Source organism: Pseudomonas sp. zfem003 (assembly GCF_032621675.1).
GTDB lineage: Bacteria > Pseudomonadota > Gammaproteobacteria > Pseudomonadales > Pseudomonadaceae > Metapseudomonas > Metapseudomonas otitidis.
This window is the reverse complement of sequence record NZ_JAVYJG010000004.1, coordinates 582623-595205: the sequence shown is the minus strand read 5'-3', so window position 1 is coordinate 595205 and position 12583 is coordinate 582623. Positions and strand designations below refer to the sequence as shown.

Here is a 12583-nt window from a genome sequence, read left to right as displayed (position 1 = left end):
GCGCTCGATCTCGCGTTGGTCGTCGGCGCTCTAGGCTGCGTCGCCTGGATCGCGCACTTCGTCTTCACCGCGCTGTTCTGCTTCAAGCCTGGAATCTGCGGCTGATTGCTCAGGCTTTCATACCCCAGGTTGCTCATAATGTAGATTATGTTAAATCGCATATTATGGATTGGCCGTCACTGATGACTCTGCCGGCTCACTCGCCCCGCTTTGTTTGCTTGGATATCGCCTCGACCTTCGTCACTAGGCGCTGGTCGAGGCTGTTTCGTTTGGCCGGTGCCTGCTCACTCAACTACAGGTGGAAGTCGCCTGCTGCTTCCGGCTGGTAAAGCACCTTCCTGATTTCGATCCGGCGGGTCCGGTCTGAGATTCGCCAGTCGATGGCGTCACCCTCCTGGTAGCCCAGGATGGCGGCGCCGATGTCGGAGCACACGGAATGTTTCCCGGCTCGGCTGTCGGCATCCTCGGGATAGACCAGGACCACTTCGATCTCTTCGTCGTCCACCTGCAGCAAGGCCCTGGAGTTCATCGTGACGACATCGCGCGCCACCTGCTCCGGCGTGACCACGGTCGCTCGCTCGATCTCATGTTCGAGTTCCACAACAGCCGGACCTTCCTCGAGGACGATCAGGCTTTCGAGCCTGGCCTTGTCGAACTCGGTGATGTAGATCCCGGTGGAGTCGCCAAGGGCACCTTCGCGCAACAACTGCAGGTAGCGCCCTGCCGTCATGGAAAACGACTTCAATGCCGGCGTTTCGCTCTCGAGCAGGAAGCCGCTGCGCTGGAAGGCCTTCAGCGAACGCAGGTTGTCCGGGTGGATCTTGGCGATCAGCTTCTTGGCCCGCATGTCGAGGAAGGCCAGCTTCATGCCTTCGCGGATCGTGCGGGCGCCCAGGTTGCGGCCCCATTCGCCACTGTTTCCGATGGCCAGGACGATCTCGCACTCCGAGCCGGTCTTGATGAGGCGGACAAAGCCCACCGGGGCGTCGTGCCGGTCGAAGGCCAGGAAGAATCGGCCGTCCCGGTTGAACAGATGGGTCAGGATCGGTGCTTGGGTCCGATCCATGGCTTGCTCGATGGACCGCGACACATCACGCGAATCGCTCAGGTAGCAGGTGACGCGCTCATCCTCCAACCAGTCCATCAACGTCAGCGCGTGTGCCCGAGTGATTTCAGGGCACAGCGAAATGAAAGGCTTGTTCATCTTCACCACACAGGTATCTGTAAAGAATGAAAGCCCTTCATGGCTACGGCCATGACGGTTCTTTCTGCGACCGGCCACTTTAAGGCATTACGCAGGAATCACGAACGACCTGAGCGCTTTTCCTTGATCAGCCGATGCAGGCTCGGCCTGTAGGCACGGCTGGAACGCACTCACCGCACCTGCGCCCCCATCTCCTGCATGAACTGCCACAGCCTCGGCGGCAGCTGGTCCGGATCGAGGCCGTCGAGCAGGTTCTTCATGCCGAGGCCCAGGTCGGTGTCGCCTTCGATGACCAGGCGCCGACGGAAGAACAGCGTGTCCGGGTCCTCCTGGCGGCTGGCCAGCAGCAGGAAGTCGCGCCAGGTGCCGCGGATGCACACGTCCACCGCGCGGCGTTGGGCCACCCGCAGCCGGTTGCCGCTGCAACTCACGCACCAGGCCAAGCCCAGGTCGCTGACTTCCAGGCGCAGCCAGCGATTTTCCAGCAGATGGAACGCCCCCTCGGACAACGGCGTGGCGAACAACCTCGCGGCAGCCAGTTCGATCACCCGGCGCTGGATGGCGAACGGCACGTGGCGGCTGTAGGGCAGCAGCGGCTGGCCCAGTTTCAAGGCCCATTTGGCGACGCTCATAGCCCACCCTCCTCCACGACCAGCATCCCCGGCTTGCCGTGCCAGTAGCCGTTGCAACCACTGACCGCCAGTGGCGGCAAGGCGCCGTCACGCACGGCGGCGAATTCGCCAATGACCCTGCCCATCCCCTCGGCGCGCGGGCTGAGGCGCAGCACATCGACGCCACGGCCCGCGATGCCGGGGTAATCGGCCAGCAGGTTGCCCACCTCGGCGGACATCGTCTGGATGCCGTTCAGGGTGAACAGCGCCTGGCCTTCCTGGCTCAGCAGCGGGATGCCTTCGGGGTAGTTCTGGCAGCAGAACTGGCAATCGTCCTTGGGCCGGTTCTCGGCCCGCGCCGTGAAGCAGCGGGCCGAATACGCCAGCGGCAGATGCCCGTAGGCGAACAGTTCCACCTCAGGACGCGGCGCCTGCAAGGCGTCGAGTTGCTGCAGGCAGTCCTCCAGCAGGCGCCCGGAGCATTCCACCGGCGGCACCCAGCGCTGCAGGCCGCAGGCTTGCAGCTCCATCAACGCATGGGCGTTGTACAGGTTGAGCGCCGGGCCGGCGACGAAGGGCCTGCCCTGCTCCGCCAGCAACTGCACCGCGCCCATGTCGTTGGCTTCCACCAGCAGTTCGCCGTTGTCGCACAGGCGGCGAAGGCTGGAGAGTTCCGAGGACGCCTCCACCAGCGCCAGGCCCGAGAGCACGAGCTCGGCCCGGGTGCTCTCGCGCAGCTCGCGGGCCAGGCCCAGCCAGTCGTCCAGCGACAGAGCGCGGCGCTTCGAGCACACCGTCTCGCCCAGGTAGATGATGTCGAGCGGCTGGCTGGCCATCTCGGCATAGAAGTCCAGCAGCTTGCTGCGGCTCCAGTAGAACAGCACGGGTCCGAGGCTCAGTTTCATTGGGGTCCTCACTGCCAGGATCGGTGGTAAGCGCCAAGGGTCGTCTGGCTGCCTTCCGACAGTCCATCCAGTGCCTTGCGCCAGTGCTCCTGCACGGCAAAGCGGCCGCTGGCGTGGGCATCCAGCGCCTCGCGCCAGACGCGCGTGACCTGCTCGACATAGGCCGGGCTGCGCTGGCGGCCCTCGATCTTCACCGCGGCGATGCCCATTTCCGCCAGCTGCGGGATCAGGTCGAGGGTGTTCAGGCTGGTGGGCTCCTCCAGCGCGTGGAAGCGCTGGCCTTCCACCAGGAAGCGGCCCTTGCACAAGGTCGGATAGCCCGCCGGCTCGCCCGGCGCATAGCGGTCGATCAGCACCTCGCTGAGGCGCGAACTCAGGCCCTCGGCGTCCTCCTGCCAGCGCACTGCCTTGGCGGGCGAGCACACGCCACAGAGGTTGGGCGACTCCCCCGTCACGTAGGACGACAGGTGGCAACGGCCCTCCGCCATGATGCACAGGCTGCCGAAGGCGAATACTTCCAGCGGCACGCTGCTCTTTTCCGCCACCTGGCGTACCTGGGCCAACGACAGCACCCGGGGCAGCACCGCACGGCGGATGTTGTAGCGCTGCTGGTAGAACGCCAGCGCGGCCGGGTTGGTGGCCGAGCCCTGCACGGAAAGGTGCAGGTTGAGATCGGGGTGGCGCCGGCTGGCGTAGGCCAGCACACCGGGATCGGCCGCAATCAGCGCATCCACGCCCAGCGCCGCCGCCTGGTCCACCGCACGCTGCCAGCGCGTCCACCCCTGGGGCTGGGCGTAGGTGTTCACCGCCACGTAAAGCTGTCGGCCGCGCTGGCGGATCAGCTGCAGGCCGGTCTCCAGCTGGCGCTCGTCCAGGTTGAGCCCGGCGAAGTGGCGTGCGTTGGTGTCATCGCGAAAGCCCACGTAGATGGCATCCGCGCCTTGCTGAAGAGCAGCCTTGAGGGCGGGCAGACTGCCCGCCGGACAGACCAGATGCATGAAACGACTCCTGCTCGAACGGCGATGCGCCAGTCTAGGCAGCGCATTTGCGGCTGCCTTGACCACGGTCAAGCGGTTCAGGCCAAGAGGCCGTCCAGCGCCAGGAACTCAATGGGCTCCCCAGCCCTCAAGGTCCGCCCCGCCTCTACCACCGCAAAGCCTTCTGCCCAGCTCATGGCCCCCAGCATCGCCGAGCCCTGATGCGCGTGCAGCACGGCCCGCAGCTCACCAGCCACCGGTTCCAGCCGAGCACGCAGGTACTGCCGCCGCCCATTGGCCTTGAGCCAGTTGAAGCCGGCCGGCAGCGACACCGAGCGCGGCAATACGACACGGCGGCCCTGAGCGGCCAGAAGGAAGGGACGCGCCACCACCAGGGCGGTGAGCAACGCCGCCACCGGGTTGCCCGGCAGGCCCATCCAGGGTGTTCCGCGCACGTTGCCGAAAGCGAACGGTTTACCCGGCTGGATGGCCAGGCGCCACAGGTGCAGCTCGCCCAATTCACGCACAGCCTGCTTGAGATGGTCCTCCTCGCCGACCGACACGCCGCCGGAACTGATCAGCACATCCCAGCGGGACGCCGCCAGGCCCAGGGCACCACGGCTGGCACCCAGTTCGTCTGCCACAACACCGCAGTCATCCACCTCCATGCCCCAGCCCCGGAGCACGGCCGTCAGGCTGTAGCGGTTAGCGTCGTAGATCTGCCCGGGGTGCAACGGTTCTCCCGGCTCACGCAGCTCGTTGCCACTGCTCAGCAGGCCAACGCGCAGACGACGGTAGACCGCCACCCGAGCGACTCCCAGGCTGGCCAGCAGGCCCAGCTCCGGCGCGCGCAGGCGCTGGCCGGCCTGCAGCACACCGGCGCCCTGTTCGAACTCCTCGCCACGTCGGCGCACATGGTCCCCGCTCGTGCAGGCGGGCAGCCACACGCCCTTTCCTTCCACGCGCGCCACTTCCTGCGGCACCACACTGTCGGCCCCAGGTGGCAGCGGCGCCCCGGTGAAGATGCGCACCGCATGGCCCGGCGGCAGTGCCTCCAGGGCTGCATCACCAGCGGCGATACGGCCGGCCAACGGCAGGTGGCCACCCGCATCCGGTAGATCCGCCGCCCGCAGGGCGTAGCCGTCCATGGCGCTGTTGTCCCAGGCCGGTATCGGCCTCGGCGCGTGCACCGACTCGGCCAGGGTGCGGCCCAGGGCTTGTTCCAGCGGCACCCACTCGGCCGGCGGAGGGCTGGGCGCCAGTGACAGAAGCTCGGCGATGGCTTCGTCGACCGGGCGCAGCCCGGACGGGTCACAGCCACAGCCGCTCACGAACGGGCTCCGCAGGGCGCGACGTCCTGGTCCGGCAGGCGCTTCAGATGGGGCACGAAGTTGCACGGGCGGGTGCGGCTGTCCAACTGCTCCCGAAGGATGCCGTTCCACGCCGTTCGACACGCACCTGGCGAACCGGGCAGGCAGCACACCAGGGTGCCGTTGCTGATGCCCGCCAAGGCGCGTGACTGCACGGTTGAGGTGCCGATCTCAGCCAGGGATATCTGGCGGAACAGCTCACCGAACCCGTCCACCGACTTCTCCAGCAGCGGCGCCACGGCCTGGGGCGTGTTGTCCCGCGCAGTGAAGCCGGTGCCGCCGGTGATCAGCACCGCCTGTATCCAGGGATTGGCGATCCAGGCGCACACCTGCGCGCGGATCTGCCAGATGTCGTCACGCACCAGGGCGCGCTCGCCGAGTACGTGCCCGGCGCCTTCGAGCGCCTCGATGAGGGCCTGGCCCGAACCATCGGTACTCAGGTCGCGGGTATCGCTGATGGTCAGCACGGCGATGCGCAGTGCCAGGAATTCGGGGTTGGACAGGTGAGCCATGTCGGCCTTCTCCGTGAATGGACTGCCGGCAGCCTGAACCCGGCGGCTTGCCAAACCCATTCCTCCATAGAGGTATCACCAGGGGGTGATTCAGCGGCTCTTGACCCGCGTCAAGGCTGCGTCGCCCTGCGCACCTAGCCTGGGAGCGTTCTGGAACGAGTCGGAAACGAAGCCATGGCCAAGAAGTTCCCCCTGCACCCCAGCCACCCCGAACGCATCTGCTGGGGATGCGATCGCTATTGCCCGACCCACTCACTGGCTTGTGGCAACGGCGCCGACCGCACCATGCACCCTGCCGAAATGCTCGGCGACGACTGGTACCTGCACGGAGACTGGGGCATCGAGGTGCCGGAGCCGGTAGAAGAGGGAGCGGATGTCGTCCGTTGGGTTCCCGACGAGTAGGCCTGCGCCCTTCCCCGCTTGATTGACTCAGCCGGCTACCAGCGCCGAGCGGCTTCCTGATCGCTCGCCCGTGCCGCCACCCACTGCCCACCCGCCTCGTCCATCTCCTTCTTCCAGAACGGCGCACGGGTCTTGAGCTGGTCCATCAGGTAGGCACAAGCCTCGAACGCTGCCTGGCGATGGGCGCTGGCGACCCCGACGAAGACGATGGGCTCGGCCGCCTGCAACAGACCGTGGCGGTGCACGATCAGAACGTCCTGCAACGGCCAACGCGCCCGCGCCTCGGCCTCGATGGCTGCCAGGGCCTTTTCCGTCATGCCCGGGTAGTGCTCCAGAAAGAGCGCCTGCACCGCCCCCGCCTCGCCATGGTCGCGTACCTGCCCGACGAAGCTGGCCACGGCACCGGCACCCACGCAGCGTTCCAGCAGCGCCTCCAGCAACTGGCCAGCGGCAAAGGTGTGCGTCTGGACCTGCACGCTCATCTCAGCCTCCGGTCACGGGTGGAAAGAAGGCCACTTCGTCGCCGTCCTCAAGGGGCTCATGAATGCTGCACAGCTCGTGATTGCGGGCGCACATCAGGTTCTGCGCCGCCAGCACCGCCCAGTTGCCACCACGTGCCGCCAAGCGTCGGCGCACCTGCTCGATGCTGGTCAGCTGCGGCTGCCACTCCAGACACTCACGGTCCAGCCCCAGGCGCTCGCGGTAGCCCGCGAAGTAACGGACTTCAAGCATGCTTCTCTCCTCCGGGTTCAGGGCGCCAGGCGCTCGCGGTGCCAGCCCTCGGGGCTGAGTTGATAGCGCAGGCGGTCGTGCAGACGATCCGTACGCCCCTGCCAGAACTCCAGGCAAGCCGGGACAACCCGGTAACCGCCCCACCCCTCCGGGCGCGGCGGATCGCTGTCGAGGAAGCGGTACTTGGCCAGCGACAGGCGCGCCTCCAGCACCCCACGGCCCTTGATCACCCGGCTCTGCTCGCTGGCCCAGCACGCCAGGCGGCTGGGCAGCGGGCGGCTGGCGAAATAGGCATCGGCCTCTTGTGCCTCGACTCGCTCCACCGTCCCCTCGATGCGCAACTGACGTTCCAGCGCCGGCCAGTGGAACAGCAATGCCGCACGGGCGTTGCCCGCCAGCTCCTGGCCCTTGGCGCTGCCGTGGTGGGTGTAGAACACAAGGCCACGTTCATCGATGCCCTTGAGCAGGACCACCCGGCAATGGGGCTGGCCCTGCGCATCCACCGTGGCCAGGGTCATGGCGTTGGGCTCCACCGGCGGTTGTTCATGGTGCAGGGCTTCCTCAACCCACTCACACAGCAACTGCCAGCCTGATACCGCGGCCTGGCTTTCCAGCAGGCCGCCTTTCCGATACTGGCGACGCATGCCGCTCAGCTGATCGCTCCCGTGCATGGGTACCTCCGGTCAGTGGGACCGCACCAGTCTGGCGGGCCACGCCCCTCCCCGCCTTGCGTTTGGTCAAGGCGCGCGGTACGTCCCTGAGGCACCGCCGCTCTTCTCCAGCAGGCGGACGGCCTCGATGGTCATGCCCCGGTCCACTGCCTTGCACATGTCGTAGATCGTCAGCGCCGCAACGCTGGCGGCGGTCAGCGCCTCCATTTCCACCCCGGTCTGCCCGGTCAGCTTGCAACGCGCAACGACCTGCACGCAGTCGCTGCCTTGGGCCTGCAGTTCCACCTTCACGCTGGTCAGCAACAACGGATGGCACAGCGGGATCAGTTCATGGGTCTTCTTGGCGGCCTGGATGCCGGCGATGCGTGCCACGGCGAACACATCCCCCTTGGGGTGGGCGCCGTCAGCGATCATCCGCAGCGTCTCCGGCTGCATGCGCACCCGAGCTTCGGCAATGGCTTCGCGGCACGTGGGAGCCTTGTCGGTGACGTCGACCATGGTGGCGCGGCCGTGGGCGTCGAGGTGAGTGAGCATGGTGGTCTCCGGTCAGATGAGGTTAAGCCGCCGCGCCAGCTTGCGCAGGTTGCTCGGGTCGATGGACAGGGCTCGAGCGGTGGCGGCCCATTTGCCGCCGTGCTGGGCCAGTGCGTTGCGGATCAGCTCGCGCTGGTAGCGATCCATGGACTGCTGCAGGCTTTCTCTGGGCACCACGGGAGCAGCGCTCGGCACGCTGGCCAGGAGCGCCGCCGGACCATCCAGCCCCAGCCAGGGGGCCTCGATACTGAGCAGCGCCGTGCGTGACTCTGCCTGGCTGAGCACCTTCAGCGCCGCGCGGCTGATCACGTGTTCCAGCTCCCGCACGTTGCCGGGCCAGTCGTAGGCCAGCAGCGCCTCCTCGGCGTCGGCCGACAGGCGTAGGCAGCGCAAGCCCAGGCGGGCGCGGTTGAGTTCGAGGAAATGCCCGGCGAGCACCAGCACATCCCGACCCCGCTCGCGCAGCGGCGGGATGTGCACCGGGTACACCGACAGGCGGTGGTACAGGTCGGCCCTGAAGCGCCCCTCGCGCACCTCTTCCCACAGGCGCCGGTTGGTAGCGGTGATCACCCGGACATCCACGTGCCGGGGCCGGTCCGCGCCCAGTCGCTGGATCTCGCCGTTCTGCAGGGCCCGCAGCAACTTGGCCTGGATCGACAGCGGAAGCTCGCCGATCTCGTCGAGGAACAGCGTGCCGCCGTTGGCGGCTTCGAAGCGCCCGGGGCGATCCTGCGCCGCACCCGAGAAGGCCCCCTTCACATGGCCGAACAGCTCGCTCTCCGCCAGGGTTTCCGGCAACGCCGCGCAATTCACATACACCAATGGCTTGCGGGCTCGGGGCGAATGGGCATGCAGCCAACGGGCGAACAGCTCCTTGCCGACACCGGTCTCCCCTTGCAGCAGCACCGGCAGCTCGGAATCCGCCACCACCGCCAGCTCGTCGAGCAACTGCCGCAAGACCGGGCTGTCCCCCAGGATCATTCCACCCGCCTCGTCCCCCACCTCACCCGCCTCGCGGCGGGCCAGGCGCAGGCTGCGCACCTCGTTCTCCAGCCGACACACTCGCAACGCCGCCTCGATCAGCAGCGCATAGCGTTGCAGGCGCTCGGTAGCCCGGCGGTCGAAGGTGCCGGGGCGCAAGGCATCCAGGGTCACCGCGCCCCACGGGCGGCCATCCAGGACCAGGCTCATGCCCATGCAGTCATGGACCGGTAGCGGCTCGTCGGGGCTGTCCTGCAACAGGCCGTCGTAGGGATCGGGCAGCTCACTGTGGGCCGGGAACTGCACCGGCTCGCGCTGCGCCATGATCTGCGCCAGGCGCGGGTGCCGGGCGATCACGAAGCTGCGCCCCAGCGTCTCGTGCCCCAGGCCTACCGCAGCCTGCGGACGCAGGTTCTCGCCATCCAGGCGCAACAGCACTACCGCGCTGCAGGCGAAGACCTCACGCAAACTGACCACCAGGCGCTGCAGGCGCACGGCCGTGGGCAACTCACCCGCCAGGTCGGCGAGCAGGGTGTTCTGCAATGGGGTGAAATCCACCATTTCGGGTATCCAGTACCTGATTCGTGCCGGGTAGGTTAGACCTGGCTTACGAGCAAGCCCTTGATTTTCGTCAAGTCGCGACCCGGCACGGCGCTTGCGATGGCTCAGGCACATACCCGCCTGAAAGGAGCCATCCATGGCCAGCCAACTGCTCGACAACACCCTCGGCCACATCGCCTGCAGCCTCCCCGGTGCGACCCGGGTGTTCCATGAGTTCCACCTGGATTTCTGCTGCGGCGGCCAGAAGAGCCTGCGCCAAGCTGCACAGGAGCGCGGCATCGATGCCGAACAGGTACAGCAACGCCTGCTCGCCCTCAGCGGCGAAGCGCAGGATGCAGAGGACTGGTGCACGGTCCCGGACGAACGCCTGATCGAGCACATCCTGCAGCGCTATCACGCCGTGCACCGCCAGCAGCTGCCGGAACTGATCCGCCTCGCCGCCCGCGTCGAACAGGTCCACGGTGGCCGCGAGCATTGCCCGCTGGGGCTGACGGACCTGCTGATGACCATGCAGCAAGAGCTGGAAAGCCACATGCAGAAGGAGGAGCAGATCCTCTTCCCGATGATCCAGCGTGGTGGTGGCGTGATGATCGGCGGGCCGATCTCGGTCATGCGCTACGAGCACGACCAGCACGGCGATGCCCTCGAACGCCTGGTCGAACTCACCGACGACATGCAGCCGCCTGCCAACGCCTGCAACACCTGGCGCGCGCTGTACAGCGGGCTGGATGAGCTGCGCTGCGACCTGATGCAGCACATCCACCTGGAAAACAACCTGCTGTTCCCCCGCGCCCTGGGCGAGGAGGTGCGGCATGGGTGAGTACCGCAGACTCTGGTGGACACTCATCGGCGTACTCGGCGTGACCTTTTGCCTGCTCGGCTGGTTCGGGCGCGAGGTGTACCGCCAGGCCCCGCCGATCCCGCAGCGGGTGGCGAGCGCCGACGGCAGCACGTTGTTCACCGGTGAGGACATCCTCGACGGCCAGACGGCCTGGCAAAGCGTCGGCGGCATGCAGCTGGGCTCGATCTGGGGACACGGTGCCTACCAGGCGCCGGACTGGACGGCCGACTGGCTGCACCGCGAACTGCGCGCCTGGCTCGACCTGGCCGCGCAGCAGGCCTACGGCAAGCCCTACGCCGAGGTGGACGAAGATACTCAGGCAATGTTGCGCCAGCAGCTGAAGCGGGAGTACCGCAGCAACCGCGTGCAGGGAGAGGCACTGGTCCTCAGCGAACGGCGCGTTGCCGCCATGGCGCAGACGGCTGCCTACTACAACGCGTTGTTCAGTGACGACACCGCCCTGCAAGGCAGCCGCAAGAGTTTCGCCATGAAGGAGAACACCCTGCCCAGCGCCGCCCGACGCGAGCAGCTGACCCGTTTCTTCTTCTGGACCGCCTGGGTGGCCGCCACCGAGCGCCCGGACCAGACAGCCACCTACACCAACAACTGGCCCCACGAGCCGCTGATCGACAACCAGCCCACGGCAGAGAACCTGGTCTGGTCCGTCGTCAGCGTGATCCTGCTGATCGCCGGCATCGGCTTCCTGGTCTGGGCCTGGGCCTTCCTGCGCAACCACGAAGAGGACGAACCGGCCGCCCCCGCCCAGGACCCGCTCAGCCTGGTGGCGTTGACCCCCTCGCAGAAGGCACTGGGCAAGTACCTGCTGCTGGTGGTCGGCCTGTTCGCCTTTCAGGTGCTGCTGGGCGGTGCCACGGCCCACTACACGGTAGAGGGCCAGGACTTCTACGGCCTGCCGCTGTCCCGCTGGTTCCCCTACTCCCTGCTGCGCACCTGGCACATCCAGAGCGCGCTGTTCTGGATCGCCAGCGGCTTCCTAGCCGCCGGCCTGTTCCTGGCGCCCATCATCAATGGCGGCAAGGACCCGAAGTTCCAGAAGCTCGGCGTCGACACACTGTTCTGGGCCTTGGTGGTCGTGGTACTGGGCTCCTTCGTCGGCAACTACCTGGCCATCGCCCAGGTCATGCCGCCGGAATGGAATTTCTGGCTCGGCCACCAGGGCTACGAGTACGTGGACCTCGGCCGGCTGTGGCAGATCGGCAAGTTCGCCGGCGTGGCCTTCTGGCTGCTGCTGATGCTGCGTGGGATCCTGCCGGCCTTCCGCCAGCCCGGTGACAAGAACCTGCTGGCATTGCTGTCCGCCTCGGTGATCGCCATCGGCCTGTTCTACGGTGCCGGCTTCGCCTACGGCGAGCGCACCCACCTCTCGGTGATGGAGTACTGGCGCTGGTGGGTGGTGCACCTGTGGGTGGAAGGCTTCTTCGAAGTGTTCGCCACCACCGCCCTGGCCTTCATCTTCTCCAGCATGGGCCTGGTGCCCAAGCGCATGGCCACCATCGCCAGCCTGGCCTCTGCCTCGCTGTTCATGCTCGGCGGCGTCCCCGGTACCTTCCACCACCTGTACTTCGCCGGCACCACCGCCCCGGTGATGGCGGTGGGCGCGACCTTCAGCGCCCTGGAAGTGGTGCCGCTGATCGTGCTCGGCTACGAAGCCTGGGAGAACTGGCGCCTGAAGAGCCATGCCGCCTGGATGGAAAGGGTCAAGTGGCCACTCATGTGCTTCGTCGCCGTGGCCTTCTGGAACATGCTCGGGGCTGGGGTGTTCGGCTTCATGATCAACCCGCCGATCTCGCTCTACTACGTGCAGGGCCTCAACACCACAGCGGTGCACGCCCATGCCGCGCTGTTCGGTGTCTACGGCTTCCTCGCCCTGGGCTTCACCCTGCTCGTGCTGCGTTACATCCGTCCGCACCTGCAATTCAGTGAACGCCTGATGAAGACCGCCTTCTGGTGGCTCAACGCCGGCCTGGTGCTGATGATCGCTACCAGCCTGCTGCCGATCGGCATCATCCAGTTCCACGCCAGCGTCAGCGAAGGCCTGTGGTATGCCCGCAGCGAAGCCTTCATGCAACAGGACCTGCTACAGACCCTGCGCTGGGTACGCACCTTCGGTGACGTGGTGTTTATCGTCGGGGCCCTCGCCATGACCTGGCAGGTGGTCATCGGGTTCTTCTCCCCTGCTTCGCATACCGCCCTGCAGCGCGCGGAAGGAGGTACGCCATCGGCTAGCTGATCGATCCCGTGTTGGCTTGACCCGGCCCGCA

The 12583-nt window shown here is 66.9% G+C and carries 13 protein-coding genes and 1 pseudogene; 3 read left to right on the top strand and 11 right to left on the bottom strand.

All coding sequences use genetic code 11. The features are described from left to right. Positions 1 to 292 precede the first annotated feature (292 nt). The 6 genes and pseudogenes from RTK35_RS11605 to moaB all read right to left on the bottom strand — a co-directional run bounded on the left by RTK35_RS11605 (position 293) and on the right by moaB (position 5579). Positions 293 to 1257 (bottom strand): annotated as a pseudogene (locus RTK35_RS11605) (GNAT family N-acetyltransferase). Positions 1258 to 1374: 117 nt separating this feature from the next. Continuing rightward, positions 1375 to 1836, bottom strand: coding sequence for an SCP2 domain-containing protein (locus RTK35_RS11600; protein WP_316908046.1), 462 nt, complete (start codon positions 1834 to 1836; stop codon positions 1375 to 1377). After that, positions 1833 to 2720: a U32 family peptidase gene (locus RTK35_RS11595; protein ID WP_316908045.1), complete on the bottom strand. Its 888-nt coding sequence runs from the start codon at positions 2718 to 2720 to the stop codon at positions 1833 to 1835. Before RTK35_RS11595 ends, RTK35_RS11600 begins: the two co-directional genes overlap by 4 nt. 8 nt (positions 2721 to 2728) lie before the next feature. Continuing rightward, entirely contained in the window at positions 2729 to 3718 is a 990-nt protein-coding gene (locus tag RTK35_RS11590) for a peptidase U32 family protein (protein WP_044402823.1), read from the bottom strand. A gap of 77 nt (positions 3719 to 3795) precedes the next feature. Next, positions 3796 to 5028: a gephyrin-like molybdotransferase Glp gene (gene glp / locus RTK35_RS11585; protein ID WP_107329523.1), complete on the bottom strand. Its 1233-nt coding sequence runs from the start codon at positions 5026 to 5028 to the stop codon at positions 3796 to 3798. After that, a complete protein-coding gene (moaB, locus tag RTK35_RS11580; RefSeq protein ID WP_107329522.1) occupies positions 5025 to 5579 on the bottom strand; it encodes a molybdenum cofactor biosynthesis protein B in 555 nt (184 codons plus the stop codon). The genes glp and moaB overlap by 4 nt, the downstream gene beginning before the upstream one ends. Before the next feature lie 174 nt (positions 5580 to 5753). On the opposite strand from moaB, the gene RTK35_RS11575 reads away from it, so the two are divergent. Next, the gene (locus RTK35_RS11575; RefSeq protein WP_107329521.1) at positions 5754 to 5981 is read left to right on the top strand and encodes a DUF3079 domain-containing protein; all 228 of its coding nucleotides are present in this window, start codon (positions 5754 to 5756) and stop codon (positions 5979 to 5981) included. A 35-nt stretch (positions 5982 to 6016) separates the two neighbouring features. Here the strand turns inward: RTK35_RS11575 and moaE are convergent, their stop codons facing one another. The 5 genes from moaE to norR form a co-directional block, all read right to left on the bottom strand. Next, the gene (moaE, locus tag RTK35_RS11570; RefSeq protein WP_107329520.1) at positions 6017 to 6463 is read right to left on the bottom strand and encodes a molybdopterin synthase catalytic subunit MoaE; all 447 of its coding nucleotides are present in this window, start codon (positions 6461 to 6463) and stop codon (positions 6017 to 6019) included. Between the two features lies 1 nt (position 6464). After that, positions 6465 to 6713 (bottom strand): MoaD/ThiS family protein, encoded by a 249-nt coding sequence (locus tag RTK35_RS11565; RefSeq protein WP_279811733.1) that lies wholly within the window; start codon positions 6711 to 6713, stop codon positions 6465 to 6467. Positions 6714 to 6730: 17 nt separating this feature from the next. Then, positions 6731 to 7384 carry a pyridoxamine 5'-phosphate oxidase gene (gene pdxH / locus RTK35_RS11560; RefSeq protein WP_240634037.1) on the bottom strand — a complete coding sequence of 218 codons (654 nt, stop codon included), beginning with the start codon at positions 7382 to 7384 and terminating at the stop codon, positions 6731 to 6733. Positions 7385 to 7450: 66 nt separating this feature from the next. Then, positions 7451 to 7918 carry a cyclic pyranopterin monophosphate synthase MoaC gene (gene moaC, locus RTK35_RS11555; protein ID WP_107329518.1) on the bottom strand — a complete coding sequence of 156 codons (468 nt, stop codon included), beginning with the start codon at positions 7916 to 7918 and terminating at the stop codon, positions 7451 to 7453. 12 nt (positions 7919 to 7930) lie between these two features. After that, positions 7931 to 9460, bottom strand: a complete 1530-nt coding sequence (norR, locus tag RTK35_RS11550) for a nitric oxide reductase transcriptional regulator NorR (protein WP_279801724.1) — start codon at positions 9458 to 9460, stop codon at positions 7931 to 7933. Positions 9461 to 9596: 136 nt separating this feature from the next. On the opposite strand from norR, the gene ytfE reads away from it, so the two are divergent. Next, on the top strand, positions 9597 to 10280 hold the full coding sequence (ytfE, locus tag RTK35_RS11545; RefSeq protein ID WP_107329885.1) for an iron-sulfur cluster repair protein YtfE: 684 nt from the start codon (positions 9597 to 9599) through the stop codon (positions 10278 to 10280). Then, positions 10273 to 12552 carry a nitric-oxide reductase large subunit gene (locus RTK35_RS11540; protein ID WP_279811735.1) on the top strand — a complete coding sequence of 760 codons (2280 nt, stop codon included), beginning with the start codon at positions 10273 to 10275 and terminating at the stop codon, positions 12550 to 12552. Before ytfE ends, RTK35_RS11540 begins: the two co-directional genes overlap by 8 nt. Positions 12553 to 12583 lie beyond the last annotated feature (31 nt).